The organism is Streptomyces sp. NPDC111606, from assembly GCF_055656945.1.
In genome coordinates this window covers 338,694-363,818 of the sequence record NZ_JBVKBY010000002.1, presented here as the reverse complement: position 1 = coordinate 363,818, position 25,125 = coordinate 338,694, and the positions used below count along the sequence as shown (strand labels likewise).

The window sequence follows — 25,125 nt, the reverse complement described above, 5'->3', positions numbered from 1 at the left end:
TGCGGTCCTCCCCCCTACTCCCCCGTCAGCGAACCGAAGTCCGTCCCGGACCCCAGCAGCAGTCCCGCCCCCAGCAGGATCATCGTGGCCGGCACCATGAACGTCGTGATCATCAGCGTGGCGCGCGGCACCGCCCTGGCCGCCTTCCGGCGGGCGTTCTGGGCGTCCGTGCGGCGCATGTCCTTGGCGAGGGCGACCAGCGTGTCGACGATCGGCGCGCCCAGTTCCTCGCCCTGCTGGAGCGCCGTCACGAACATCGCCACCTGTTCGGAGTCGTTGCGGCGGCGGAGTTCCGCGAAGGCCTGCCGGCGGCTCATGCCGAGGTCCATCTGGCGCAGGGTGATGCGCAGTTCGTCCGCCCAGGGGCCCTCGTACTTGGACGCGACCCGGTCGAGTGCCTGGCGAAAGCCCAGGCCCGCGCTGACCACCACTGCCAGGACGTCCAGGAAGTCGGGCAGGGTGCGCTCGATCTCGTCCTTCCTGATCCGGATCGCCGACCAGATGCCGACCTCCGTCCAGAAGGCGCCGAAGGCCAGCAGCAGCAAGGCCACCAGCACCTGGCCCCGGAGCAGGAACACCAGGAAGCCAAGCGCGCCCAGGAAGCCGTACACCGCGCGCCTGGCCGCGTAACGGTCGATGGTCAGGCCGCCGGGGTTGCCCGCGAGGTCGATCTTGCGGCGGTACCTGGCGACCAGCTTCGGGCCCATCAGGCGCAGTACGGCGGGGGCGTAGCGCATGCCCATGCGGTCGATGAGCGAGTCCACGGCGCCGGTGCGGGTCGCGCCGATCTCCAGGGCCAGCGCGAGATCGCTGGGCAGTTTGGCGTCCGCGCGGTACATACGGATGCCGGCGAAGATCCCCCACACGCTGAGGGCCATCACCAGGGCCAGCACAAGTCCCAGTTGTCCGAGTCCCATGGTCCGTCGTCCTCCCTTCCTGCGCCTCGGCGCCTCAGACGTCGATCCGCGAGAGGCGGCGGATCAGGACGAAGCCCACGGCGTACAGTCCGAACGCGATCAGCACCGCCACCTGGCCGACCGGGGAGGCCGTCATCCGGTCCAGGGCCCCGTCCTTCACTCCGTTCATGAGGAAGAGCGACCCCACGCCCAGCGCCGGGACGGCGTACGACGTCATGCTCACCTGGGACAGCTGTGTACGGACCTCGCGTCGCGTCTCCTTGCGCTCCTCCAGCGTCTCCGTCAGGTTCCGCAGGGCGCTCACCACCTGGCCGCCGGCCCGGTTGGACAGCACCAGCGTGGTCACCAGGACGACCAGTTCGCGGGACGGGAGGCGTTCCGCCAGCTCGCCGAGGGCGTCGTCCATCGAGGCGCCCAGCGCCAACTGGTTGGACACCTTGGCCAGTTCCTCGCCCGCCGGGGCCTCCAGCTCCTCCGCCGCCAGGCCGATGGCGGTGCGCAGGGCGAGGCCCGCGTGGGCCGCGTTCGCCAGGATGCGGGCCAGTTCGGGGAGTTGGTTGATGAACCGCTCGATGCGCTTCTGGCGTTGCCAGTTCAGGAACTGCATCGCCGCCCAGACGCCCAGCAGACCCGCGATCGGGCCGAAGAAGGGGGCCAGGGTCGCCTGGCCGACCAGCCACAGGCCCGCCACCGTAGCCAGCATGTAGACGAAGAACTCGCCCGGCGTGACGTCCAGGCCCGTCGCCACCAGCCGCAACTCCAGCCGCTTGCCCAGTTTCGTACGGCGCAGGCGGCGGTCCAGGTCGGCGAAGCGGCGCCGGCGACCGGCTCCGGTGATCTGGCCGGCGGAGGTCAGACGCTCGACGAGGGCCTGGCGCTGGGCCCGGCCGGCGGCGTGGACGTGTACGCCCGCCACTGCCAGGGCGCAGGTCAGCAGGGCGACGCCGGTCGTGAGCGTGATGCGGGTCTGGAGGTCCATCAGCGGGGTCCTACCTGGCTTCTCGGGTGGCGAGCTCGAGTGGGGACTGGGCGACGCCGAAGGCCTGGGGTATCGGCTGGCTCGCCATGTAGAGGCGGTCGGCGGTGCGGCGCGGGAGGGGGAAGTACGCGAAGGCGCCGTGGACGCGGCCGTCCGGCGTCATGGGCTGGGCGTGGAAGCGGGCCACCGTCGCCAGCCGGTACGGCTCCGCCCCGTGGCTGTCCAGGATCGCGATCTCGGTGATCCTGCGGGCGCCGTCCGGGAACCGGGTCAGCTGGATGATCACGTCCACCGCGCTGTTGATCTGGTCGTGCAGCGCCTCGAAGGGGACCGACACGTCGGACATGGACGCGAGGGTCTTCAGCCGCATCAGGGCGTCCTCCGCGCTGTTGGCGTGCACGGTGGCGAGGGAGCCGTCGTGGCCGGTGGACATCGCCTGGAGCATGTCGAGGGACTCGCCGCCGCGGACCTCGCCGACGACGATGCGGTCGGGGCGCATCCGCAGGGAGTTGCGGACCAGGTCCCGGATGCTGACCTGGCCCTTGCCCTCGACGTTCGGCGGCCGCGACTCCAGCCGGATGACGTGGGCCTGCTGCAGCTGGAGTTCGGCGGAGTCCTCGATGGTGATGATGCGCTCGGCCTCGGGGATCAGGCCCGACAGCGCGTTGAGCAGCGTCGTCTTTCCTGTGCCCGTCGCTCCCGAGACGATGATGTTGAACTTCGCCTGCACCAGCCCGGCCAGCAGATACACCATCGGCTCGTCGAGCGAGCCCAGGCCGGTCATCTCGTGCAGGGTGAAGGAGCGGGGGAAGCGGCGGATCGTCAGGGTCGCGCCGGTGAGCGACAGGGGCGGGATGATGACGTTCACGCGCTCGCCGGACGGCAGGCGCGCGTCCACCATCGGGTTCGACTCGTCGACGCGCCGGTTCACCGTCGAGACGATCCGCTCGATGGTCTGCATCAGCTGGTCGTGGGAGGGGAAGCGGAGCGGCAACTGCTCGACGCGGCCGCCTCGTTCGACGAAGATCGCGTCCGGGCCGTTCACCATGATCTCGGTGATCGACGCGTCTTCGAGCAGCGGCTCCAGGATGCCCAGGCCGAGTGCCTCGTCGACGACCCTCCGGATCAGCTGCGAACGCTCGACCGTGGACAGGACCGGGCCCTCACGGCTGATGATGTGCCCGAGGACTCGCTCAAGGCGGGCCCTGCGCTCGGCCGCGGCCAGCGAACTCATCTCCGCGAGGTCGATCTCCTCCAGGAGCTTGGCCCGGTACGAGGCGACCAGGTGACCGTCCTCGCCCCGGCCGGCGTTCTCCTCCGGGGCGTTGATGCGTGACCTCAGACTCATGTGGATCCTCGTTCAGTGGTCGAGCGGCATGGTCGCGGTCTTCTGGGCGGCATCGAAGTTCCAGCCGGGGACGATCGACGGGATCTCGACGGTGGCCGTGACGGTGACCGCGTCGCCGCCGGCCGCCTCCGAGCAGGCGGTCCCGTCGGCGAGCCAGCCGCTGACCGCGTTCTGGCACCCTTCCTGTGCGGCACCGGGTTCGAGCGAGGCGGCCCGGGCCCCCGCCCTGGCCGCCGTACCGGCCTGCTGGGCGGTGTAGGCGATGAGCCCGACCTGGATGCCGGCCATGGCGACGAGGATCAGGATCGGGATGAACCCGAGGTACTCGATGGCGACCTGACCGCGGTCGCGGCCCGCACGGCGGGGGAAGAGCCGGTACGACATCTCAGTCCTTCTCCTCCTGCACGGCCCCCGCATGGCCCTCCACCGGGAACGGGAAGCCGATGGAACCGGGGAATAGGACGGGCACCTGGAGGGTCACGTCGGCTGTGACATAGCCGCCGCTCGCGTTGCACTCCACAGTGGCGCCCCCCTGCCATGAATCCGGAAGGTGCTGCAGCCCTGCTTCCGCGCAGGCCGACTGCCCCTCCGACGCCGTCGCCGCCCGCACCGCCTCGTCCGCAGCATTCCCCGCGAGGGTGAACGTGTACCCCAGCAGCACGCACTGCCACAGCAGCACCAGCGTCAGGATGATCAGCGGCGTCATGCCGAGGAACTCGATGGTCACCTGGCCCCGGTCGTCCCTGAGCCGGCCCTTGTCCCCGCGCCCCCTCACCTCCCGATCTCCTTCCGGCGCCGGAAGGTCAGCGCGGCCCGGTCCCCGCCCCGCGCCCGCCCGTTGCGGCGCTGCACGGCTGCCTCGGTGCCCTTGACCAGGCCCAGTTCTCCCGCGAGCGCCCACAGGGCCTGCTTGACCGTCCCCCGGTTGTCCAGCTCGTGCACCCGGCCGGCGTCGACGGCGCCCTGGAGTTCCTTGAAGTTGGCGGGGATCGCGGTGGCCGCGACCGACGTGCCGGTGATCCGCTGGATCAGGGCGGGCTGGATCTCCGTACCGCGCGAGTGGCGGTTGACGACGATCATGGTTTCCTCCGCCTTGCGGATCTGCAGGCGGTCCCACATCCGGACCGTGCGCTTGGCGCCGCGCACCGCGACCACGTCCGGGGTGGTGACGAGGAGGGCCGTGTCGGCCATCTCCACGGCCGCCGCGCTCGCACCGCTCAGTTGGGCGCCACAGTCGACGACGACGACCTCGTAGCGGGAGCGCAGGGCGGTGACGACATGGCGGGCGGCGCGGTCGGTGACCTCCTCGCCGCGTTCGCCGTCGCCGGGAGCGAGGAGCAGTGCCACCCCCGTGTCGTGCCGGAACACCGCGTCCGCCAGCACGCGCGGCGTGATGTCGCTGATGGCGGCGAGGTCGACGACCGAGCGGCGGAACTGGATGTCCAGGTAGGACGCGATGTCGCCGGTCTGGAGGTCCATGTCGAGCAGGGCGGTGCTGCGGCCCGACGCCTGGGCCGCGAGGGCCAGTTGGATGGCCGTGAGGGTGGCGCCCACGCCGCCCTTCGCGCCGCTCACCGTCACGACGGTGCCGCCGACGCCGCTGAACACATCGCCGCCGGCGCCCAGATGCCGCCGTACGCCCACCGACCACTGGGCGACCGCGTGGACACGGCTGGCCAGTTCCTCGTAGTGCAGCGGCAGGGCGACCAGGCCCCGGGCGCCGTAGTCCATGGCGGCCTGGAAGAGGCCGGGGCTCGCGTCGGACGTCACGAGGATGACGCCCACCGCCGGGAAGCGCAGCGCGACCTCACGGATGAGCTCCAGGGCCGGGACGGGGCCGATGCGCTCGTGGACGACGACGACCTCGGGCAGTTCGTCGATGGACTCGGCGGCCAGGCGCGCGAGGGTGTCGACGAGTTGGGTGGAGTCGGTGACCGGGGCCACCGGCTCGGCGTCGGGGAGCTGGCTGAGCAGCGTCGTGAGGGACCGGACCGCGTCCGCGTCGCCGACGGCCGGGAGGATCCTCGTGGGCATGGGGGCCTCTCACTTGTCCTTGGCGAGTTCGTAGGTGCGGTCCGTCGCGGAGATGTCGGAGTCGGCGCCGGGTGCCACCAGGGCGAGCCGGACCTCGTCGGCGAAGGACTCGGCGTAGGTGATGCGCTGGGCGTCGACGGTGCGCAGGGCGAAGGTGATCGGGACGGCCTCGGTGGGCTGCCGGTCCCGGTCGTCCGCGTCGGGTCGCAGGGAGGTCAGCTTGCCCACGTCGATGACGCGGGCGTTCTCGACGATGAGCTTGGACTGGTCGGGGTCGCCGTCGCGCTGTCCCTCGAAGGTGGCGTAGACGTTGACCGTGGAACCCGGGGTGATCTTGCCGGCCACACCTGTCGCCGCGTCGATCATGATGGCGAGTTCCTGCTCGCCCTGCTGGAGGGCGGGCTGGTCGACGATCATGTCGCTCTGCAGCAGGGAGCCCTCGAGCAGTCGCGTGACGGCGATCTTGCCCTGGATCTCACGGAGGTTGGTGACCGCGTTCTCGGACAGCCACCGCTCGGGCATCTCGATCTTCTCGAACTGGGCCGCGCTGAGCGGGGTGTAGGGATCCACGTTCCGCTTGAGCCGGTACGCGGTGACCTCCGGCCCGACCTTGGACTTCACGTCGTTGATGACGGACAGGACACCGGCGAAGGCGCCGAGGGCGCAGACGACCGACAGGAGCAGGAGTATCACGCCGCGGCGCTGACGGGAGTTCATGAACCGTGCAACCTCATTGGGGGAATCGGTCGGGTGCGGTCGGAGTGGGGTCGGTCGGGGTCGGGGCTGCCGTGACGGCCGGGGGTGCCGGTCAGCCCGCGCGGGCCGGTTGCTCGTGAGTGGGCGGGGTGGCGGAGCAGAAGACGCAGCGATCGCCGATGACGTCGATGCCGCACCAGTGACAGGAGTTCTGCCGTACCGAGGTGACGAGCTGGTAGAGCACCGAGAGGTCGGGCAGGTAGGCGCAGAACTCGATCAGCCGGGGCGTGCCCCACCAGGTCGTCGACTCGGCGGGCAGGACCACCTCGCGCAGGCCCTGCGCGTTCCAGGACTTGGCGAGGCCCGCGGTGACCCAGTCGGACTGGAGCTGCCCCTGGGCGACCAGCATCGAGGTGCCGAACTCCGGGCCGGGGAGGGTGACGCCGGGGGCGATGCGGACGAGTTGCGGGGCCGGGTGGGCGAGGACGCCGAACTGGCTGCCGGGCATCCAGGACTTGGCGTGCGACTTGAGGTCCACGGGGACGCGGTCCAGCTTGGCGACCGAGCCGAGGAGGGCTCCGGCGTGGATGTAGTGGGTGAGCAGCCGGCCGGCCGAGGCGAGGACGCCGGGACTGAGGTCGCAGGAGGCCAGCTGCCGCAACTGCCGGGCCAGGACGGCGAGTCCGAGCGGGGGCAGTTCGGGCCGGAACACCGCGATACGGTCGCTCTCCAGCAGGGACCGTACGGTGTGCAGTCGCTGCTGGACGCCACGGGGAACGGCCTGCGAGCAGACGACCACGACATGCCCGTGCTGCTCGATCAGCGTCTGCATGCCCGCCAACGACCGTTCCAGGGGCTCCCGGTCGAGGTCCTGGAGCACGACGGCGGGCACGGTTCGCTCGTCCTGCGCCGGTAGCGCCATGTCGGCGCTGGTCACGGCAATGGCAGTTGGCACGCGCAGCTCCCCGCTTCCCGCCCGGTCCGGTGCACGGGTGTTACTCCGGTGCACCGAGATGACTTCATTGCGTGACTATCTCAGCACTGTATCCACGGCTTGATGACCGGAGAACAGCGTTTCTGTAGCCGGGAAGGAACTCGCCTCGCACAACTCACGCCAAAACGGGGCAGGTTGCGCACACCAATCCTCCATGACCGGAATCTCTTGACAGCTGGATTGGTCTGGACCAACTTGGTTGACATGTTCATACACAGAGCACACGGGCGTCGCGGACGAGCGGCGTCCCGCACCGGCGGACCGGCCCGCCTGTGGGCGGCAGCCATCACCTCCGCCCTCTCCCTCACCCTCATCGGCGCGGGCCACGCGTCCGCCGCGGACGTCAACAACGCCAGGAACGCCGGCTTCGAGTCCGGCCTGAGCAACTGGACGTGTTCCGCGAACAGCGGGACGACCGTCTCCTCACCGGTGCACGGCGGCTCGAGTGCGCTGAAGGCGACACCGGCCGGGCAGGACAACGCCCGGTGCAGCCAGACGGTGGCCGTGAAGCCCAACTCGACGTACACGCTGAGCGCCTGGGTCCAGGGCGGCTACACCTACCTCGGCGTCACCGGCACGGGCACGACGGACGTCTCGACCTGGACGCCGGACTCGGCGTCGTGGAAGCAGCTGTCGACGACCTTCAGCACCGGCGCCTCGACGACCTCCGTGACCCTCTACACGCACGGCTGGTACGGGCAGGCCGCGTACTACGCGGACGACGTGTCGGTGTACGGCCCCGACGGCGGTGGGGGCACCGACCCCTCCCCCACGATCCCCGGCGCGCCGAGCGGGCTCTCGGTGTCGGGCACGACCTCCTCGTCCGTCTCACTGGCCTGGAACACCGTCTCGGGCGCGACCGGCTACAACGTCTACCGCAGCGGCACCAAGGTCACCGCGGTCACCGGCACCTCCGCGACCGTGACCGGGCTCGCGGCCTCGACGTCGTACTCCTTCCAGGTCACGGCGACCAACGCGGCCGGTGAGTCGCCGAAATCGGCGGCGGTGACGGGTACGACGAACAACCCGACCGGGCCGGGCCCCGCCCTGCCCAAGCACGCGGTGACCGGCTACTGGCAGAACTTCAACAACGGCGCCACGGTCCAGAAGCTCGCCGACGTGCAGTCCCAGTACGACATCATCGCCGTCGCCTTCGCGGACGCGACCTCGACGCCGGGCGCGGTGACGTTCAACCTGGACTCGGCCGGGCTGGGCGGCTACACCGTCGACCAGTTCAAGGCGGACATCCGGGCGAAGCAGGCGGCCGGGAAGAAGGTCATCGTCTCGGTGGGCGGCGAGCGCGGCACGGTCGCGGTGAACGACGCCGCGTCGGCGACGAACTTCGCGAACTCCGTGCACTCGCTGATGCAGACGTACGGCTTCGACGGCGTCGACATCGACCTGGAGAACGGCCTCAACGCCACCTACATGACGCAGGCCCTGCGGTCCCTGTCGGCCAAGGCGGGCTCGTCGCTGATCATCACGATGGCCCCGCAGACCATCGACATGCAGTCGACGTCGAACTCGTACTTCCAGACGGCCCTGAACATCAAGGACATCCTCACCGTCGTCAACATGCAGTACTACAACAGCGGTTCGATGCTGGGCTGCGACGGCAAGGTCTACAGCCAGGGCTCGGTGGACTTCCTGACCGCCCTGGCCTGCATCCAGCTGGAGGGCGGCCTCGCCCCGTCCCAGGTGGGTCTGGGCCTGCCGGCGTCGACGCGGGGCGCGGGCAGCGGGTACGTGGCGCCGTCCGTCGTGAACAACGCCCTGGACTGCCTGACCAAGGGCACGGGGTGCGGTTCCTTCAAGCCGTCCAGGACCTATCCCGACCTGCGCGGCGCGATGACCTGGTCGACGAACTGGGACGCCACGGCGGGCAACGCCTGGTCGAACGCGGTCGGGCCGCACGTCCACGGGCTGCCGTAGCGGCGCCGGACGCCGTCACCTTATCGGTCGGTAATGGCCAAGTACCCAGGCCAGCTGCGGGAACCACTCCTGCAGCCGCGTCCTGGGCTTGGCCTCCACCACGCACTCGTAGAACCGGCCGTCCATGTGGACCACGGCGACCATCAGGGCCTTGCCGTCGGGGCTCGCCTTGTAGTGGACGCCGCCGATCTCGGGCCAGCGGAACTCGATCGTGAGCCCGGACATCTCGAAGACGACACCGGAGGCGTCGACGACGACCGCGTTGCGCTTGTCCACGGCCAGGAACTCCGGGCCGGCCGGAACCGGCTGGGGCGGCACCGCCTGAGGCGGCATCGGCTGGGGCGGCACCGGCTGGCCCGGGACCGGGGCGTACGGGGGCTGGGCGGGCGGGTACTGCGGCGCGTACTGCGGTGGGGGCGGACCGAAGCCCGGCACGGGCGGTGGGGGCGGCTGCTCAGTCATCCGTGGTGTCCTCGGTCCTGTCCTTGCCCTGGCTGTGAACTTCTCGGCGCTGCGGTGAAACATTCTCCCTGCCCCGCCGCATCAGTGAAGTGAGGGCCCCACCGACGGCCGGCACAGCAGCAGGGGGACGGAATGAGACAGGCCCGCGCCGACGACTACGCGGAGTTCGCGGTGGCCAGGGCCGGGCATCTGTACCGGTCCGCCTGTCTGCTGACCGCCGGGGACACCCACCTCGCCGAGGACCTCGTCCAGGAGACCCTCGGCCGGATCTACGTCCGCTGGGGACGGGTCTCCCGGGTGGACAACCCGGCCGGGTACGCGCAGACGGTCCTCACCCGCACCTTCCTCGCCCACCAGCGCCGGCGCAGCAGCACCGAGCGCGCCACGGCCACATTCCCCGACCGGCCGGCGGACAGCGGCGGCCACGGCGACCTGTCGCTGCGGCTGACCCTGCTGCAGGCGCTCGCCCGGCTGCCCGCCAAGGACCGGGCCGTGGTCGTCCTGCGGTACTGGGAGGACCGGTCCGTGCAGGAGACCGCCGACGCGCTGAACGCCAGTTCCGCGGCGGTGCGGACGCGGTGCACCAGGGCGCTCGGCCGCCTGCGGGAGCTGCTGGGCGAGGACCTCGGCGAGTACGCGGCTCCCTGACCCACGGCCCTCTCCTTCCCGACCCAACCCTGAGAAACGGTGGTTTCACCATGCCTGTGGAACACGACGAGGAGCAGTTCGAGGGGCGGCTCGGTCACGCCCTGCACGATGCCGGTGACCGCTTCGACGCCGACCGGACCGCGCTCGTCGCCGCCGGTCTGACGCGGGGCCGCCGGCTGCGGCTGAGGCGGCGGGCCGCGATGGCGGGAGGCGTTGCCGGGATCGCCCTCGTGGGGGTGGGCGGGGCGCTGCTGGTGCCGTGGGGCGGCACTCGCGCCCCCCAGCCGTCGAGCTCCGACGTGGCCGAGCAGCCGTCCGGCACCCCGGCCCCCGCCCCCGTGACGGCCCGCGACCTCATCGCGACCCTCGAAGAGCTGCTCCCCGAGGGCAAGGTCAGCGCGCAGGAGGCGCGGGGCGCCACGGACGAGTTGCTGCCGCCGTACATCCGTCTCGTCCACGACGACGGCAAGGGCCCTGCGGCCATCGGCGTCAGCCTCAACCGGATCGAGCCCGGCAGCGACCAGGCCCGGCAGACCACCGACTGCCCGGACAAGGCGCTTGTCCCGCACGACAGTTGCGTCTCCACCCGGCTGTCCGACGGCTCCCTGCTCAAGATGTTCCAGGGCTACGAGTATCCCGACCGGCGCGTCGACACCAAGCTGTGGTCGGCCGACCTGCTCACCCCGACCGGCCAGCACATCTCGGTCAGCGAATGGAACGCGGCCGCCGAGAAGGACGCGCCGGTCAGCAGGAGCGAACCGCCCCTGTCCACCGACCGGTTGAAGGCCCTGGTGACGGCCGAGGTCTGGCGCGGGTACGTCGACTCGATTCCCGAGGATTCCAGGAGGCCGACGGCCACGCCGAGCACCCCCGCCGAGCCGACGGTCGAGGCGGTCCTGGGCACGCTCGTGCCGCTGCTGTCCAAGGACGCGAAGGTCGTCGAGAAGGGCAGCGACTACTCGTACGTCGTGGTCGACGACGGCAAGGGCAGGAGCTACGTCCAGATCGACGTCCAGCACAGCATGGGAGACGTGGCGGGCGAGCTCTTCGGCGACGACGCCGAGGAACTGGCCGACGGCACGTTGGTCTCCTTCCGGCCGAGCGGCGGCGACAAGGGCGTCGAAGGCGCCGTGATGTGGACCGTCGACACGCTGCGCACGGACGGCTTCCGCGTCGCCGTCAGCGCCTTCAACGCCGGGACCCAGCACGGCGCCCCCAGCCGCGAGACCCCCGCCCTGACCGAGAAGCAGCTGCGGGAGATCGCCCTCAGCCCGCGGTGGGACGCGTTCCGTTAGACGAAGTCCGCTAGAAGAAGTCCGCCCACGGCTGGTCCCAGACCTGCTTCACGCACAGCACCAGGAACAGCAGGCCCGCGACGGCCAGCATGACGTTGCTGATCGGCCCGTTGCGCCACTGGGCCGGAGTGCGGGAGGAGTTGAGGAGCCAGATCAGCGTGCCGGCGAGGAAGGGCAGGAAGGCAGCGCCCAGCACGCCGTAGATGATGATCAGGCGGAAGGGCTCGCCCTGGAAGAGCAGGACCATGGGCGGGAAGGTCAGCCAGAGCAGGTAGGCGCGGAAGGACCAGGAGCGCTCCCGCTGGCCGGAGGCGACCTCCTCGCCCTTCAGCGCCTCACCGGTGCGGTAGCGGGCCACGAAGTCCGCGAACATCAGGCTCACGCCGTGCCAGACGCCGATGAGGGAGGTGAAGGAGGTGGCGAAGAAGCCGATCAGGAAGAACTTGGCCGTCGCCGTGCCGTATTCGTCCTCCAGGATGTCACCGAGCTGGATCAGCCCCTTGTCGCCGCTGGCGATGGCGACGTTCGCGGAGTGCAGCAGCTCGGCGCCGACGAACAGCATCGAAATGACGAAGATGCCGGTGGTGGCGTAGGCGACGCGGTTGTCCAGCCGCATGACCTTCATCCAGCCGGTGTTCGTCCAGCCCTTGGCGTTGACCCAGTAGCCGTACGCGGCAAGGGTGATGGTGCCGCCGACGCCGCCGATGAGGCCGAGGGTGTTGAGGATCGAGTCCTTCTCGTCGGGCAGGACGGGCAGCAGGCCCGCGAAGGCGTCGCCGAGATTGGGCGTGACGCGGATCGCCAGGTACACCGTCACCACGAACATGACGCCCACCAGGACCGTCATGACCTTCTCGAAGACGGAGTACTTGTTGAACCAGACGAAGACCAGGCCGACCAGACCGCAGGCGATGGCCCACCATTCGAGGTCCATCACGTTCGGGAACAGCGCCTGCAGTGGCAGCGCACTCGACGACATCGCCGCCGCGCCGTAGACGAAGCCCCAGATCACGACGTAGGCCGCGAAGAACCAGGTGGTCCAGCGGCCCAGGCTCGCCCAGCCGTCGAAGAGGGTGCGGCCGGTGGACAGGTGCCAGCGGCCCGCCGCCTCGGCGAGGGAGATCTTGACCAGGCAGCCGATGATCGCGGCCCAGAGCAGGGTGTAGCCGAAGTTGCTGCCCGCGATGAGGGTGGCGACCAGGTCGCCGGCGCCGACGCCGGTCGCGGCGACGACGATGCCGGGGCCGATGTACCGCCAACTGGACTTACGTGGCCGGGATTCCGCTTCGCCGACCTGTGATGCCGCTGTGTTTCCCGTGGTGTCCGCCATGAGGGTCAAGAAATCTCAAAGGTGCCGGGGGGACAAGAGGGCGTGCGCGATCTCCACCCAATGTGCTCACCAGGGTTTGAAGCCGCAGTCGTCCGACCCGCATGTGCCGAGCTCGAACCACACCGTCTTGCCCGGCCCGTCCTGATGACAGCCCCAGCGCCGGGAGAGCGCATCCACCAGGAACATGCCCCGGCCGCTCTCCGAGGCCCCCGCGTCCAGCACGACCGGAACGCGGCAGCCGCCGTCGCGGACCTCGCAGCGCAGGATTCCGTGCGCTGCGGACAGGGTGAGCCCGAAGCGGCTCGCCGAGTGCCGTACGGCGTTCGTGGCCAGCTCGCTCACCAGCAGCTCGGCCACGTCCACCAGCTCGTCACGGTCCGCGAGCCCCCACCCCTCCAGCTGCCGGCGGACCTCCGCGCGGGCCTCACGGACGGCGGAGGGACGGGGGTCGTACTCGACGCTCAGGTGCCCTGCCCCCAGGGGCGGTTGGGGATAGGAGCCGAACGAGCCGTACGGGTGACCGGGATCAGGGAAGCGCGCCCCGTGGAGGTGCAGCATGGGTCCACAGTGGCTCGCGCGCGGGCGCCGCGCACGGGGAGGAATACCTGATTCCATACCTGCACCGGTTCGCCGCCGCGGGGCTGCGCGGGCTCCGTTACCCGTACTGCAGCCGTACGCTCGTCCCCTCCCCTTCGTCGCGTACATCCACGTACGCGCACACCTGCCTGGCGAACCACAGCCCCTGCCCGGGTTCCAGTTCCGCGCTCGGCGGCGGTACGAAGCCGGCCAGCGGGTCGTCCACGCGGCGGGCCGTGCGCAGTTCGCACACGCACGCCGGGGCCTCGCCCCACAGCAGGGCGCCGTCGAGCGGGCCGAGCGCGGCGGCCGCCTCGGTGACGGCCAGGGCGAACAGCTCCGCGTCCGCGGCGGTCAGCCCCTGGGCGGCCGCCCAGCCGCGGACCGTGTCGGCCGTGGGCGCCGGGCCGGGAAGCCGCTCCGCGTCGGCGGGAAGCGGTGGCAGCGGTACGGCGTCGAGTTCGGCGGCGAGCCGTACCGGGTCCTCGTACACGTCGGTGTCGGGGTGGGCGCGGCGGGCGGCGGCGACGATCACCGGGCCCGCGACGCGGGCGTCGTAGGCGCATAGGGCCGTCGTCGCGAGCGGGGCGAAGAGCAGGTTGGCGAGGGCCTCGTAGCGGATCCACTCGGCGGTCTCCCGCGGGGAGCGGCCCGCGCGGCCGTTCCAGACGGGCTCCATGAGCAGATGGATACGGCCGCCGGGGCCGGCGTTCGCCGCGAGGTAGCCGGCGCCCTGGGCGACCGCGTTGGCGGCGGAGCCGGTGTACCACTCGGTGTGCGGGACGAGGCCGACGCTTTTGGCGTCGCTGCCGAGGGCGTCGCGCAGGAGGTCCAGGTTGTCGGGGGCGGCGATGGCGACGGGCGGCGGTTCGGCGGGGGCGGCGAGGGCTTCGGTGAGGAAGGGCAGGGCCGTGGCGAGGAACTCGTCGTCGGAGGCGAAGACGGCCATGCGGTGGTCGAAGTGGCTGTGGGGTGGGGCCGGTTGGATGGTCATGGGGGTGCGCTCTCCTCGGGGCTGGTTGTCGGGGCGAAGGTGCCGAGGGCCCGATGGCCGGGCGTCTCAGCGTTGGGCCGCCACCCAGGCCGCGATCTGGCTGCGGTTGCTGAAGCCGAGCTTGCCGAGGATGCGTTCCACATGGCCCTCGGCGGTACGGCGGGCGATGACCAGACGGTCGGCGATCTGCTGGTTGGCGAGTCCCTGGGCGACGAGTTCGGCGACCTCGGTCTCGCGGCGGGTGAGGCGGATGCCGGTCGTGGCGTGGGGCGATCCGGGGCGGCCGGCGTTCGGTTTGCGCGGGTGGGCGGGCCGGTGCGGATGTCTGCGGTCGTGCACGGCGTAGTCGACGGCCTGCGCGAGTTCGAGGCCGAGGCCGCGTTCGTACGCCCGTCGGAAGCCGGGTTGGCCCAGGGCCTCGCGGGCCCGGGTCTCGCTGTCGTGGCGGGTGGACTTCAGGGCCGCCGAGCCCCAGCGGTCGCGGTCGATGCCGGCCCAGGTGTGGTCGGCGGCGCCCAGCAGGACGGCGGCCCGCTCATGGGCGCCCGTCTCCGCGGCGGCGCGGGCCAGCAGGTCGATGGTGAGGGCGATGCCGATGACGTCGTGGACGGCGAGTTTGAGGCGCAGGGCGTGGCGGGCGTGGTGCTCGGCCCGGCGCCAGTCGCCCCGCACGGTGTGGGCCAGGGCGAGCATCCGCAGGACGTACGAGTGCACCCACTCCTCGCCGTGCAGTTCGCACATCCGCCGGGCCCGCTCGCAGACCTCGACGGCGCGGTCCGCCTCGCCCAGGAAGCCGAGCGTGCAGGCGAGTTCGACCTGGTCGAGGCCGTACAGGCTGAGGTGCTGGCCGGGGACGGGGCCGCGGACGACGCTCGCCTCGAAGTGCTTCAGCGCGGTCGGCAGGTCGTCCATGAACAGGGTGATGACCCCGATGACGTACTCGGCGTGCGCCGCCTCCGCCTCGTCGTCGAGGTCTCGGGCCAGGGTGTGGGCATCCTGGGCCAGGGCGAGGCCGGCGGTGAGGTTGTGGGTGGCGGCGGCGAGGAGGCCGGCGATCCACAGTCCGCGTGCGCGTTCCCGGGTCGGTTCCGGGTTGGCGGCGAGGGCGCGGTCGAGCCAGTGGCGGCCTTCGCGCGGGGCGCCGCAGGCGTGCCAGTAGAACCACAGGGTGCCGGCGAGGCGCAGGCCCGTGAGGCCTTCGCCGGGAGTGGTGAGGCTGAAGTCGAGGGCGGCGCGGAGGTTGTCCTGGTCGGCGCGGAGGCGGGCGACGATCTCGCGCTGTCCCGGGCCGAACCAGGCCCGTTCGTAGGCGATGGCGCGCCGCAGCATCCGGTCCCGCTGGCGGCGGCGGGCCGCGGGCTCCTCGCCGGGGAGTCGGCGCAGGCGGTCCAGACCGTAGTGGCGAAGGGTGTCGAGGAGGCGGTAGCGGGTGCCGGTCGGGCCGGACTCGCGGGCCAGTACGGACTTGTCGACGAGGCCGGTGATGGCGTCGAGGACGTCGTAGGGCTGCATGCGGGGAGTGGTGGCGCCCCGGGGCTTCTCGCCCCCGCCAGGGGCTCCGCCCGGGCTCCCCGCCGCCGGCCGACCGACCTCGCCCGCCGGCCAACCGACTTGGTCACCCAGGAGGCTCTCTTCGCCCCTCCCCCCGGCCACCCAGGAAGTACGCCCCGCCCCGCCGGTGGGCCCACTCCACCGTGCACCGACCCCGTCCCGGCCCGCACCGCCGACGCCCGGCGTCATCGCTCCTGCCCTGTCGCCCCACACCCCCGCCCGCCAGGCCGCCATGCCCGTCCCCTCGGCACACGCCGCGGCCGGCCCCTCCCCACCCGCGCCCCCGACACGCCCCGCCGCCACGTCCACCCCATCGCCACGGACCCCCCTCGGCCACTCCGCACCGGCGCCGACGCGGCCCGCCGAACCGCCCCACGCCGCCGCACCCACACCCGCCGCACCCACACCCGCCGCCCCCTCCCCACCCACGCACTCCGCCCCCGCGCCCTCCCCCGGGCCGCCCGCGAAACACACCCCCCGGCCGGCCCTCTCCTCGCCCGAGGCCACCTCCTGCGCCGACTCCAGTCGGCGTGCGGACTCGTGGCTCGGGGGCGGGCCGCCCCGGTCCGCGCTCCCCTCCTCCGCCTCGCCCTCCGTGCACACCACCTCCGCCGTCTCCAGATCGAAACTCCCCGCCAGGACCGACAGCCGCGCCCACACCAACTGCTCCCGCTCGGTGCACAGTTCGTGGCTCCAGTCGACCGCTGCCCGCAGGGTCTGGTGGCGGGGCAGGGCCGCGGGACTGCCGCCGGTGAGGAGGCGGTAGCGGTCGTCGAGGCGGTCCAGGACCTGGTCGACGTCGAGGACGCGCATGCGGACGGCGGCGAGTTCGATGGCCAGGGGGAGGCCGTCGAGGCGGCGGCAGAGGCGGGCGACGGCCGCGCGGTTGGCGGCGGTCAGGCGGAAGCCGGGGACCACGGCGGCGGCCCGGTCGGCGAAGAGGGCCAGGGCCGGGCAGCCCTCGGGCGAGGACAGGTCGCCGTCCGGGTCGGGGACCGGCAGGGGGCGTACCTCCAGGAGGTGTTCCTCGGTGAGGCCCAGGCGGTGGCGGCTGGTGGCGAGGATCCGTACGCCGGTCGTGCCGTGCAGCAGCGCCGCGGCGAGTTCGGCGCAGGCCGGCAGCAGATGCTCGCAGTTGTCGACCAGCAGGAGCAGCCGACGGTCCCTCAGCTGTTCCACCAGCGCCCGAAGCGGCGGCTGCGCGGAGTGGTCGTGCAGGTCGAGCGCGTCGGCGGCGGCGAGCGGGACGAGCGCCGGGTCGTCCAGACCGGAGAGGTGCAACAAACGCACGCCGTCCGGGAAGGTGCGCCGTACCCCGGCCGCGATCCGTGCGGCGAGGCGGGTCTTGCCGACGCCGCCGGGTCCGGTCAGTGTGACCAGCCGGGTCCTGGCCAGCAGCTCGCGACCGGCCGCGAGTTCGCCACGCCGGTCGACGAAGCTGGTCGTCTCGACCGGCAGATGGTGATCCCGTCGTGGCGCTGATCCGCCCATGATCAGCCGTTCCTGTGGGGGTGGTGTCGAAAGGAGCCGGAGAGCCCGGGAGTCGACGGCAAGGGAGTCGGGGAGCCGGAGGGTGCGCCGGTCCCCACCATGCCGCCGCACCCACCGGTCCCCCCTTGCGCGGAACCTCACCCTCCCCCGGCCCCGAGCCGGCATGCACACCCGGCTCACACCCCCGGGTGGACTTCACGCGGGACCGCTCCCGACGGAACCGCCCCGCGTACACTGCGCGGCTGATTTTCGGGTGGTTCACGCCAACAACCAGAGTGTCGCTCTTGACCTGTCCATGCCACCGCCGGACGATGAGCGACGCCACACCCGCACCACGTCCGTACGTCGCACTGAACCCCACCCCCACTCCCACAAGGAGAATTCATGCGACTTCGCATCCGCGGCTCAAGCGGCCGCAGCGGCAGACGTACCGCCGCCCTCGCCGCACTGCTCGCCCTCGCGCTCGCCGCGCCCCTCTCCGCGAACGTGTCCGCCAACGCCGACAGCGCTGCCAAGCCGGCCCCCACGGCCGACGACGTCCGGCAGTACGAGGTCCACATCCACTCGACCGCCAAGGACCGCACGGCGCTTCAGCAGGCCGGCGTGACCGTGGACGAGGCCGACTCCCACGGCGTCGTCGTCTCCGGCCGGGCGGACCAGATCAAGAAGCTGAAGGCGCTCGGCTACGAGGTAACCCCGCTCGGCGCGGTCCCCGACCGGTCCGCCGGCGAGGACGACGTCCGCCTGTACGACTTCCCGTCCGGCGACTCGCGCTATCACAACTACGCGGAGATGACGAGCGAGATCAACTCGCTCGTCTCGGCCAACTCCTCCATCGCGAGCCAGCGCGTCATCGGCACGTCGTACCAGGGCCGGAACATCGTCGCCATCAAGATCAGCGACAACGTGGCGAGCGACGAGGCCGAGCCCGAGGTCCTCTTCACGCACCATCAGCACGCCCGTGAGCACCTCACCGTCGAGATGGCGCTCTACCTGCTGCGCGAGCTGACCTCCGACTACGGCAGCGACTCCCGGGTCACCAGCATGGTGAACAACCGTGAGATCTGGATCGTGCCCGACCTCAACCCGGACGGCGGCGAGTACGACATCGCCACCGGCTCGTACCGGTCGTGGCGCAAGAACCGGCAGCCCAACTCGGGTTCGTCGTACGTCGGGACGGACATGAACCGGAACTGGGACTACCGCTGGGGCTGCTGCGGCGGTTCGTCCGGGTCGCCCTCCTCGGACACCTACCGGGGCAGGGCCCCCGAGTCGGCGCCGGAGGTCAAGGTCGTCGCCAACTTCGTACGCAGCCGGGTCGTCGGCGGCGTGCAGCAGATCAAGGCCGGGGTCGACTTCCACACGTACAGCGAGCTGGTGCTGTGGCCGTTCGGGTACACGTACTCCGACACCACGACCGGGATGACGGCCGACGACCGGAACGCCTTCGCGGCGGTCGGGCAGAAGATGGCCGCCAGCAACGGTTACACGCCAGAGCAGTCCAGTGATCTGTACATCACCGACGGCTCGATCGACGACTGGCTGTGGGGCAGCCAGAAGATCTTCGGGTACACCTTCGAGATGTACCCGCGCTCCGGTGGCGGCGGCTTCTACCCGCCCGACGAGGTGATCGAGCGGGAGACGTCCCGGAACCGTGACGCGGTGCTGCAGCTGCTGGAGAACTCCGACTGCATGTACCGGTCGATCGGGAAGGAAAACCAGTACTGCAGCTAGCTACTTGGCGTCGGCTTCCTCGACGTCCGTATCCTCGACGTCCGCTCCCTCGACGGCGTCCGCCTCCTTGGCGTCCCCGTCTTCGAAGTAGGCGTCGAGGACCGCGTCGAGTTGCTCGTCCCACTCCTTGAAGCGGCTCCTGGCCGTCGCCTCGATCTCGATCGGGTACCAGCGGCGGTCGGGAGTGTGCACCGTGACGGTGTATCGCTTCCCGAAGCGCGGGGACTCCGTCTCGATCGCGCCGATCTCGTCCCAGTGGAACTCGCACGTCTGGTCGTCCAGGGAGAGCCGTACGCCCTTGTGGTCGACGACGATACGGGCCCGGCGGTCGGCGGCCTCGAAGACCGGTCCGTCGACAGGGGCGTCCTCGTCGGCCTGGTCGGCGTCCGCGTCGGCCTCATCGTCGGCGTCATCGGCGTCGACGTCCGCCTCGTCCTCGTCGGTGGCTTCGAGATCCGTCTCCTCGGAGTCCCTCACCTCGGCGTCCGTCTCCTCGGAGTCCGTCACGCCGGAAGTGGCCTCCTCGGCCACGTCCTTCTCCTTCACGCCTTCCGGCTTGGCGGACGCGGGTGACGTGAGCCCGGGGATGAAGGCCGGGTCGAACCCGGCGCCTTCCAGGGGCTGGCTGCCTGAACCTATGCGCTGCTCCACAGCGGAGCAGTATGGTCGACAACCCTGTGTCCCGCGCAACCAGCCCCCGCATCGTTACCGGAAGATTCACATGCGGGCGGCCCCCACCAGCGCAGCAGGGGCCGCCAACTTTTCCGGATCGCCGGGCGAACGCCCCGCTAGACGAACAGACTCAGCACCGCCGCCACCACGAACCCGGCGACCGACAGCACGCTCTCCAGCACCGTCCACGTCTTCAACGTGTCCCGCTCGCTGATGCCGAAGTATTTGGCCACGATCCAGAACCCTCCGTCGTTGACGTGGGAGGCGAAGATCGAGCCGGCCGAGATGGCCATGATGACGAGGGCGACGAAGGGCTGGGAGTGGTCGCCCTCGGTGAGCAGGGGGGCGACGATGCCGGCCGTCGTGACGATCGCGACCGTTGCCGAGCCCTGGGCCACCCGCAGGACCAGCGAGATCAGGTAGGCCAGGACGAGCACGGGGAGGCCGACGTCGTTGAAGGTGTCGGAGAGGGCCTGGGCGACGCCGCTGGCCTTGAGGATGGCGCCGAAGACACCGCCCGCGCCGACGACCAGGAGGATGTTGCCGACCGGCTTGAGCGAGGAAGTCGACACCGTCTCCAGGGACTTGCGCGACCAGCCGCGGCGGATGCCCAGCAGGTAGTAGGCCAGGAGCAGGGCGATCGTCAGGGCCACGAACGGGTTGCCGAAGAACTCGATCACCGAGCGGGTGGTGGAGGGGTCCAGGGCGATCGAGGAGAACGTGGCCGCCAGGATCAGCACCAGCGGCGTACCGATGATGCCGAGGACCGTGCCGAGCGGGACGGGCGTCTCCCGGGGCTCGACGCCGGACGCACGCTGCTCGTCGATGACCGCCTGCTTCGCCTCGGCAGCCGCCTCGACCATGTCCTGCGGTACGGCGACGAAGATGCGCTTGCCGATCCACGCCGAGAACACCCACGCGGCCAGCACCGCCGGGATGCCGCAGACGATGCCCATGAGGATGACCCAGCCCAGCTGGACATGGAGCAGACCGGCCGCCGCGACCGGGCCGGGGTGCGGGGGCAGGAAGGCGTGGGTCATCGACAGGCCTGCCAGCAGCGGCAGGCAGTAGAGGAGGATCGACTTCCCCGAGCGCTTGGCGGCGGCGTACACGATCGGTGCGAGCACGAAGATGCCGACGTCGAAGAAGACCGGTATGCCGAAGATCAGGCCGGTCAGGCCCATGGCGAGAGGGGCTCGTTTCTCGCCGAAGAGGTTGAGCAGCCGGGACGCCAGCACTTCCGCGCCGCCGCTGACTTCGAGGATCGCGCCGAGCATGGTGCCCAGGCCGATGATGATCGCGACATGGCCGAGGATGCCGCCCATGCCGGACTCGATGGTGGACACGGCGTCCGACCGCTGGACGGTGCCGAAGAGTTCGGTGACCGACAGACCCGCCATCAGGCCGACGGCTATGGAGACGGCGAGGAGGGCCACGAAGGGCTGCAGGCGCACCTTGATGATCAGGAAGAGCAGGAGCGCGATGCCGATGGCGGCGACCGTGAGCAGTCCGGCCGTACCGTCGATGAGCAGGAGCAGACCGCCGGTGTGGGGTGGGGTCTCGGCGGGGGCCGATGCGGCGAGGGGGAAGGATATCGGGGACAATTGGGGGTCCTCTGGGTAAGTACATACTGCTTTCGGGCAGGGAGGATCGCGGCACGGCGTCCCGGGGGATGACGGACGCCATGCCGTATGCGGCGTGCGGGAGGTGCTTCAGGCGTCAGCCGAGTACGGCCAGCGCGTCGATCTCGATGAGCAGCCCCGCCGGCAGGCCGACGTACACCGTGGTGCGGGCGGCGGGCGGCTGGGTCAAGCCCTGCTCCTCGAAGTAGGTGTTGTAGATCTCGTTCATCTCGGCGAAGTGGGCCACGTCCGTCAGATAGACGCGGATCATCATCACGTCGTCCCAGGAGGCGCCGCCCTCCTCCAGGATCGCCTTGACGTTGGCGAGGGTCTGGAGGGTCTGCTCGCGCAGGGTGGGGCCGGCGGGCGTCGGGGCCTGGCCCTCGACCGCGGGAAGGAATCCGACCTGACCGGCGACCTGAAGGATGTTGCCCTTCTTCACGCCGTGCGAGAACTTCGCGGGCGGGGTGGTGTGGGTCTTGGGGGTGAGTGCGATCTTCTCGGTCATGCGGAGTCCTTACGGTCCTTGTCGGGGGGCTGCCGGGTTCACGGGGTTTCTGCCGGAGTACTCGCCGCTGATGCCGTCCGCCGTACGGCGCACCAGCGGGAGGAGGGTGAGGAGTTCGTCGGCGGTGACGACGACGTTCGGCGCGGAGACCGACATCGCGGCGACGACGCGGCCGTCGGCGCCGCGGATCGGTGCGGCGACGCAGTTGATGGACTCCTCGTGGCCACCGAGGTCGGTGGCCCAGCCCTGTTCGCGCACCTTCTCCAACTCCCGCAGGAACGCGGGGGCGTTGGGGGTGGAACGGGCCGTGTACATGGGGTAGTCGAGCTTCTCCGCGAGGGCGCGCCGCTCGTGCTCGGGCCGGTCGGCGAGCAGCAGCTTCGCGACGGCGGCGACGGTGATGGCCACGGGCTTGCCGATCCGCGAGTACATCCGCACCGGGTACCGGCTCTCGACCTTGTCGATGTAGAGCACCTCGTCCTCCTCGTAGACCGCGAGGTGGACGGTGTGCCCGCACTGCTCGTTGAGACGGGCGAGGTGGGGGTGGGCGATCTCGCGGATGTCGAGGTTCTCCATCGCCTCCTGCGCGAGGGCGATGAGGCGGGCGCCGAGGCGGTAGCGCTGGTCCGACTGGCGGTAGACGAGGCCGTGCTCGTGCAGGGTGCGCAGCAGCCGCAGCGCGGTGGACTTGTGCACCCCCAGCCGGTCGGCGACCTGACCGAGGTCGGCGGGACCCTCGGCGAGCAGCGGCAGGATGCTGAGCGCACGGTCGACGGTCTGGCTCATGGCGTACGTACCTCCTCGGCGGCCCGCTCAGTGGCTTGCGTCCAGCCGGGGCCGAGTCGAAGTTTCTCCCACTCGAGGTCGTCCAGGGCGACCAGCCGGTCGGCGTGGCTCCGGGAGGGCGGCGCGGCGAGGTCCCCGGAGACGGTGAGCGCGGCGGCGGCCATCAGATGCCCGTGCCGCAACCGCTCCCGAATGCCGAGACCTCGCAGCGTCCCGGAAAGAAAACCGGCAGCAAAGGCATCACCGGCACCGACCGCCGCGACGACGTCGACGTGCAGGGCGGGCACGAAGGTGGTCGTCGACTCGGAGCCGGCCGGGCGGTGGCGGGTCGCGCCGACCGGCGCGGGCGGGGTGCCCTCCTGCTCCGGGCTGGGGACGGCCGCGGCGCCGGGCATGGCCGTACGCTCGAACGCCGTAGCCCCCTGCGCCCCGTCCTTCACGACCAGCACGCCCGGCTCCGGCAGCAGTGCGCGGATCGCCTCCGGGCCGCCGGTGACGCCCCAGGCCGCCTCGGCCTCGTCGGTGCCCACGAAGACCACGTCACAGGCGCGGGCCAGGTCCAGGAGCACGTCGGGGCCGTCGGTGTTCCGCCACAGTCCCGGGCGGTGGTTGACGTCGAAGGAGACGAGCGGGCCGGTGTCCGGCCGCCGGGCGACGAGGTCGCTCAGCAGCTCCAGGCAGGCGTCCGACAGTGCCGCCGTGATTCCCGACAGGTGCAGCACCCGTCCCGCCCGCACGGCCGCGAGGTCCACGTTCGCCGTGGACATCGCGGATGCCGCGGAACCCGCCCGGTAGTACGCCACCTCGTGCGCGTCCGTGGCCCGGTCGCCCGCCGTGCGGAAGTACACGCCCGTCGGACGCAGCGGGTCCCGGCGCACGGCCGAGACGTCGACGCCGTACTCCCGGATCGCCTCGACGAGATGGTCGCCGAACCCGTCGGCGCCGACCCGGCTGACCCATCGCACGGCATGCCCCGCGGCAGCGAGCCCGCACGCGACGTTCGACTCCGCGCCCCCGATCGCCCGCTCGAACGACGGCACGTCGGCGAGGCGCCCCGGCCGCGTCGGCAGGAACGTGACCATGGACTCGCCGAGCGCGACAACGTCCACGACGTCGAGGGCATTGCAGGGTCCGGTGACAGTCACGATCGTCGTAGCTCCTCGGCGGTTTCGTGGGACGCGGCTCCGTTGACCCGCGGTTCGCCGAGATGTTAGACAGCGGTAAGCGATATACGCAATGGATGTTGCAGAGAATGCAACTCCCCAGATCAGGGAGGTTCCATGAGCAACGAGGCGCTCGCCCGCCTGGCCGAGGAACGCGTCGACCACCGCTTCAAGGGCCTCCCGCCGGACGCCGACGGCCTCACCGTCGCCGAACTGGCCGCCCAGCGGCGCAATCTCTTCACCGACGGTTTCGCCACCCCCGTGCTGGCCCTCTCCGCCGAGCGCCTGGAGCACAACCTCGACCTCATGGAGACGTACGCCACCCGGCACGGCCTCGCCTTCGCACCGCACGGCAAGACCTCCATGGCCCCTCAGCTGTTCCGGCGGCAGATCGAGCACGGGGCGTGGGGCATCACCCTCGCCGTACCGCACCAGGTGCGGGTGGCGCGGGCGTACGGCACCGAGCGGATCTTTCTCGCGAACGAGCTGGTGGACGCCGCCGCGCTGCGCTGGATCGCCGGTGAGCTGACCGCCGATCCGGACTTCCGTCTCATCTGCTACGTCGACTCCGTGCGCGGCGTGGAGCAGATGGACGCGGCGCTGCGCGACGCCGGGACCACCCGTCCGCTGGACGTGGTCGTCGAGTTGGCGGCCGGTGACGGCGCTCGTACCGGCGTCCGTACGGAGGCCGAGTGCGCGGCCGTCGCGGACGCGGTGGCCGCCGTGTCGACGCTGCGGCTGGTCGGCGTCGCCGGGTACGAGGGCGAGGTGCCGGACGCGAACCCCGAGCGGGTGCACGCCTGGCTGCGGCGGCTCGTCTCCCTCGCGGCCGGGTTCGACAAGGCCGGCCGGTTCGCCGGCCTCGACGAGATCGTCGTCAGCGCGGGCGGCAGCGCCTGGTTCGACGCGGTGGCGGACGTCTTCGCCGGGATCCCCGAACTGTCGCTGCCCGTACTGAAGTTGCTGCGCTCGGGCGCGTACGTCTCGCACGACGACGGCCACTACCGCAAGCTCACCCCGTTCAACCGGGTCCCGCAGGAGGGCGCCCTCGAGCCCGCCTTCCGCCTGTGGGCCCAGGTCGTCTCCCGCCCCACCCCCGACCAGGCCTTCGTCAACGCGGGCAAGCGCGACGCGGCGTACGACCTCGACCTGCCCTTCGCCCAGGTGGTCCGCCGCGACGGACCGGAGCGCCCGGCCACCGGCATCTCCGTGACCGCCCTGTCCGACCAGCACGCGTGGCTGCGGACGACCGACGAGGCGGACCTGGAGGTCGGGGACTGGCTCGGCATGGGGCTGTCCCACCCGTGCACGTCGTTCGACAAGTGGCAGCTGATTCCGGTCGCCGAGGCGGACGGGACGGTCGTCGACTACATCCGCACGTTCTTCTAGGAGA

23 protein-coding genes are annotated in these 25,125 nt (G+C 71.2%); 5 read left to right on the top strand and 18 right to left on the bottom strand.

Features of this window, described 5'->3' with window-relative positions; all coding sequences use genetic code 11:
• Positions 1 to 14: 14 nt before the first annotated feature.
• The 8 genes from ACZ7M7_RS09545 to ACZ7M7_RS09510 form a co-directional block, all read right to left on the bottom strand.
• Complete coding sequence (locus ACZ7M7_RS09545; RefSeq protein WP_427840149.1) at positions 15 to 917, bottom strand: DUF5936 domain-containing protein; 903 nt, start codon at positions 915 to 917, stop codon at positions 15 to 17.
• Positions 918 to 951: 34 nt separating this feature from the next.
• Positions 952 to 1,896: a type II secretion system F family protein gene (locus ACZ7M7_RS09540; RefSeq protein ID WP_383603478.1), complete on the bottom strand. Its 945-nt coding sequence runs from the start codon at positions 1,894 to 1,896 to the stop codon at positions 952 to 954.
• Between the two features lie 10 nt (positions 1,897 to 1,906).
• Entirely contained in the window at positions 1,907 to 3,244 is a 1,338-nt protein-coding gene (locus tag ACZ7M7_RS09535; protein ID WP_383628061.1) for a CpaF family protein, read from the bottom strand.
• Positions 3,245 to 3,256: 12 nt separating this feature from the next.
• A complete protein-coding gene (locus ACZ7M7_RS09530; protein WP_383603484.1) occupies positions 3,257 to 3,628 on the bottom strand; it encodes a TadE/TadG family type IV pilus assembly protein in 372 nt (123 codons plus the stop codon).
• Between the two features lies 1 nt (position 3,629).
• Complete coding sequence (locus ACZ7M7_RS09525; protein WP_383603758.1) at positions 3,630 to 3,950, bottom strand: pilus assembly protein; 321 nt, start codon at positions 3,948 to 3,950, stop codon at positions 3,630 to 3,632.
• Positions 3,951 to 4,015: 65 nt separating this feature from the next.
• Complete coding sequence (locus ACZ7M7_RS09520) at positions 4,016 to 5,278, bottom strand: CpaE/TadZ family protein (protein ID WP_383603488.1); 1,263 nt, start codon at positions 5,276 to 5,278, stop codon at positions 4,016 to 4,018.
• 9 nt (positions 5,279 to 5,287) lie between these two features.
• Positions 5,288 to 5,995: a Flp pilus assembly protein CpaB gene (cpaB, locus tag ACZ7M7_RS09515; RefSeq protein ID WP_427840151.1), complete on the bottom strand. Its 708-nt coding sequence runs from the start codon at positions 5,993 to 5,995 to the stop codon at positions 5,288 to 5,290.
• A gap of 91 nt (positions 5,996 to 6,086) precedes the next feature.
• Positions 6,087 to 6,896, bottom strand: coding sequence for a hypothetical protein (locus ACZ7M7_RS09510; RefSeq protein ID WP_383603761.1), 810 nt, complete (start codon positions 6,894 to 6,896; stop codon positions 6,087 to 6,089).
• Positions 6,897 to 7,172: 276 nt separating this feature from the next.
• On the opposite strand from ACZ7M7_RS09510, the gene ACZ7M7_RS09505 reads away from it, so the two are divergent.
• On the top strand, positions 7,173 to 8,900 hold the full coding sequence (locus ACZ7M7_RS09505; protein WP_472114489.1) for a chitinase: 1,728 nt from the start codon (positions 7,173 to 7,175) through the stop codon (positions 8,898 to 8,900).
• Between the two features lie 15 nt (positions 8,901 to 8,915).
• Here the strand turns inward: ACZ7M7_RS09505 and ACZ7M7_RS09500 are convergent, their stop codons facing one another.
• Positions 8,916 to 9,362, bottom strand: a complete 447-nt coding sequence (locus ACZ7M7_RS09500; protein ID WP_472114486.1) for a hypothetical protein — start codon at positions 9,360 to 9,362, stop codon at positions 8,916 to 8,918.
• A gap of 132 nt (positions 9,363 to 9,494) precedes the next feature.
• On the opposite strand from ACZ7M7_RS09500, the gene ACZ7M7_RS09495 reads away from it, so the two are divergent.
• Positions 9,495 to 10,010 (top strand): SigE family RNA polymerase sigma factor, encoded by a 516-nt coding sequence (locus tag ACZ7M7_RS09495; RefSeq protein ID WP_472114483.1) that lies wholly within the window; start codon positions 9,495 to 9,497, stop codon positions 10,008 to 10,010.
• 50 nt (positions 10,011 to 10,060) lie between these two features.
• Entirely contained in the window at positions 10,061 to 11,305 is a 1,245-nt protein-coding gene (locus ACZ7M7_RS09490) for a hypothetical protein (RefSeq protein WP_472114481.1), read from the top strand.
• 10 nt (positions 11,306 to 11,315) lie between these two features.
• On the opposite strand, the gene ACZ7M7_RS09485 is transcribed toward ACZ7M7_RS09490, so the two are convergent.
• The 4 genes from ACZ7M7_RS09485 to ACZ7M7_RS09470 form a co-directional block, all read right to left on the bottom strand.
• Positions 11,316 to 12,635 carry an Nramp family divalent metal transporter gene (locus tag ACZ7M7_RS09485; protein ID WP_472114478.1) on the bottom strand — a complete coding sequence of 440 codons (1,320 nt, stop codon included), beginning with the start codon at positions 12,633 to 12,635 and terminating at the stop codon, positions 11,316 to 11,318.
• Positions 12,636 to 12,701: 66 nt separating this feature from the next.
• Positions 12,702 to 13,193 (bottom strand): ATP-binding protein, encoded by a 492-nt coding sequence (locus tag ACZ7M7_RS09480; protein WP_427840158.1) that lies wholly within the window; start codon positions 13,191 to 13,193, stop codon positions 12,702 to 12,704.
• A 97-nt stretch (positions 13,194 to 13,290) separates the two neighbouring features.
• Entirely contained in the window at positions 13,291 to 14,205 is a 915-nt protein-coding gene (locus ACZ7M7_RS09475) for an anti-sigma factor RsbA family regulatory protein (RefSeq protein ID WP_472114475.1), read from the bottom strand.
• A gap of 66 nt (positions 14,206 to 14,271) precedes the next feature.
• Positions 14,272 to 17,247, bottom strand: coding sequence for a LuxR C-terminal-related transcriptional regulator (locus ACZ7M7_RS09470; RefSeq protein ID WP_472114473.1), 2,976 nt, complete (start codon positions 17,245 to 17,247; stop codon positions 14,272 to 14,274).
• Between the two features lie 384 nt (positions 17,248 to 17,631).
• On the opposite strand from ACZ7M7_RS09470, the gene ACZ7M7_RS09465 reads away from it, so the two are divergent.
• Positions 17,632 to 18,981 (top strand): M14 family metallopeptidase, encoded by a 1,350-nt coding sequence (locus tag ACZ7M7_RS09465; RefSeq protein WP_451169115.1) that lies wholly within the window; start codon positions 17,632 to 17,634, stop codon positions 18,979 to 18,981.
• Here ACZ7M7_RS09465 and ACZ7M7_RS09460 read toward each other — a convergent pair whose 3' ends face one another.
• From ACZ7M7_RS09460 to ACZ7M7_RS09440, 5 genes are all read right to left on the bottom strand, one after another.
• Positions 18,982 to 19,632: a hypothetical protein gene (locus ACZ7M7_RS09460; protein ID WP_472114470.1), complete on the bottom strand. Its 651-nt coding sequence runs from the start codon at positions 19,630 to 19,632 to the stop codon at positions 18,982 to 18,984. It lies immediately after the preceding gene.
• Positions 19,633 to 19,769: 137 nt separating this feature from the next.
• Complete coding sequence (locus tag ACZ7M7_RS09455; RefSeq protein ID WP_369276314.1) at positions 19,770 to 21,248, bottom strand: GntP family permease; 1,479 nt, start codon at positions 21,246 to 21,248, stop codon at positions 19,770 to 19,772.
• A gap of 124 nt (positions 21,249 to 21,372) precedes the next feature.
• Positions 21,373 to 21,783, bottom strand: coding sequence for a RidA family protein (locus ACZ7M7_RS09450; protein ID WP_365061051.1), 411 nt, complete (start codon positions 21,781 to 21,783; stop codon positions 21,373 to 21,375).
• A gap of 9 nt (positions 21,784 to 21,792) precedes the next feature.
• Positions 21,793 to 22,569, bottom strand: a complete 777-nt coding sequence (locus tag ACZ7M7_RS09445) for an IclR family transcriptional regulator (RefSeq protein WP_383603525.1) — start codon at positions 22,567 to 22,569, stop codon at positions 21,793 to 21,795.
• Positions 22,566 to 23,714, bottom strand: a complete 1,149-nt coding sequence (locus ACZ7M7_RS09440; RefSeq protein WP_472114466.1) for a sugar kinase — start codon at positions 23,712 to 23,714, stop codon at positions 22,566 to 22,568. The genes ACZ7M7_RS09445 and ACZ7M7_RS09440 overlap by 4 nt, the downstream gene beginning before the upstream one ends.
• Before the next feature lie 135 nt (positions 23,715 to 23,849).
• On the opposite strand from ACZ7M7_RS09440, the gene ACZ7M7_RS09435 reads away from it, so the two are divergent.
• Positions 23,850 to 25,121, top strand: a complete 1,272-nt coding sequence (locus ACZ7M7_RS09435; protein WP_472114463.1) for an amino acid deaminase — start codon at positions 23,850 to 23,852, stop codon at positions 25,119 to 25,121.
• Positions 25,122 to 25,125: the final 4 nt, after the last annotated feature.

Excerpts from the sequence above, each read along its gene's own strand:
- ACZ7M7_RS09545 (WP_427840149.1), bottom strand. The coding sequence starts at position 917 with ATGGGACTCGGACAACTGGGACTTGTGCTGGCCCTGGTGATGGCCCTC.
- ACZ7M7_RS09540 (WP_383603478.1), bottom strand. The coding sequence starts at position 1,896 with ATGGACCTCCAGACCCGCATCACGCTCACGACCGGCGTCGCCCTGCTG.
- ACZ7M7_RS09535 (WP_383628061.1), bottom strand. The coding sequence starts at position 3,244 with ATGAGTCTGAGGTCACGCATCAACGCCCCGGAGGAGAACGCCGGCCGG.
- ACZ7M7_RS09530 (WP_383603484.1), bottom strand. The coding sequence starts at position 3,628 with ATGTCGTACCGGCTCTTCCCCCGCCGTGCGGGCCGCGACCGCGGTCAG.
- ACZ7M7_RS09525 (WP_383603758.1), bottom strand. The coding sequence starts at position 3,950 with ATGACGCCGCTGATCATCCTGACGCTGGTGCTGCTGTGGCAGTGCGTG.
- ACZ7M7_RS09520 (WP_383603488.1), bottom strand. The coding sequence starts at position 5,278 with ATGCCCACGAGGATCCTCCCGGCCGTCGGCGACGCGGACGCGGTCCGG.
- cpaB (WP_427840151.1), bottom strand. The coding sequence starts at position 5,995 with ATGAACTCCCGTCAGCGCCGCGGCGTGATACTCCTGCTCCTGTCGGTC.
- ACZ7M7_RS09510 (WP_383603761.1), bottom strand. The coding sequence starts at position 6,896 with ATGGCGCTACCGGCGCAGGACGAGCGAACCGTGCCCGCCGTCGTGCTC.
- ACZ7M7_RS09505 (WP_472114489.1), top strand. The coding sequence starts at position 7,173 with ATGTTCATACACAGAGCACACGGGCGTCGCGGACGAGCGGCGTCCCGC.
- ACZ7M7_RS09500 (WP_472114486.1), bottom strand. The coding sequence starts at position 9,362 with ATGACTGAGCAGCCGCCCCCACCGCCCGTGCCGGGCTTCGGTCCGCCC.
- ACZ7M7_RS09495 (WP_472114483.1), top strand. The coding sequence starts at position 9,495 with ATGAGACAGGCCCGCGCCGACGACTACGCGGAGTTCGCGGTGGCCAGG.
- ACZ7M7_RS09490 (WP_472114481.1), top strand. The coding sequence starts at position 10,061 with ATGCCTGTGGAACACGACGAGGAGCAGTTCGAGGGGCGGCTCGGTCAC.
- ACZ7M7_RS09485 (WP_472114478.1), bottom strand. The coding sequence starts at position 12,635 with ATGGCGGACACCACGGGAAACACAGCGGCATCACAGGTCGGCGAAGCG.
- ACZ7M7_RS09480 (WP_427840158.1), bottom strand. The coding sequence starts at position 13,193 with ATGCTGCACCTCCACGGGGCGCGCTTCCCTGATCCCGGTCACCCGTAC.
- ACZ7M7_RS09475 (WP_472114475.1), bottom strand. The coding sequence starts at position 14,205 with ATGACCATCCAACCGGCCCCACCCCACAGCCACTTCGACCACCGCATG.
- ACZ7M7_RS09470 (WP_472114473.1), bottom strand. The coding sequence starts at position 17,247 with ATGGGCGGATCAGCGCCACGACGGGATCACCATCTGCCGGTCGAGACG.
- ACZ7M7_RS09465 (WP_451169115.1), top strand. The coding sequence starts at position 17,632 with ATGCGACTTCGCATCCGCGGCTCAAGCGGCCGCAGCGGCAGACGTACC.
- ACZ7M7_RS09450 (WP_365061051.1), bottom strand. The coding sequence starts at position 21,783 with ATGACCGAGAAGATCGCACTCACCCCCAAGACCCACACCACCCCGCCC.
- ACZ7M7_RS09445 (WP_383603525.1), bottom strand. The coding sequence starts at position 22,569 with ATGAGCCAGACCGTCGACCGTGCGCTCAGCATCCTGCCGCTGCTCGCC.
- ACZ7M7_RS09435 (WP_472114463.1), top strand. The coding sequence starts at position 23,850 with ATGAGCAACGAGGCGCTCGCCCGCCTGGCCGAGGAACGCGTCGACCAC.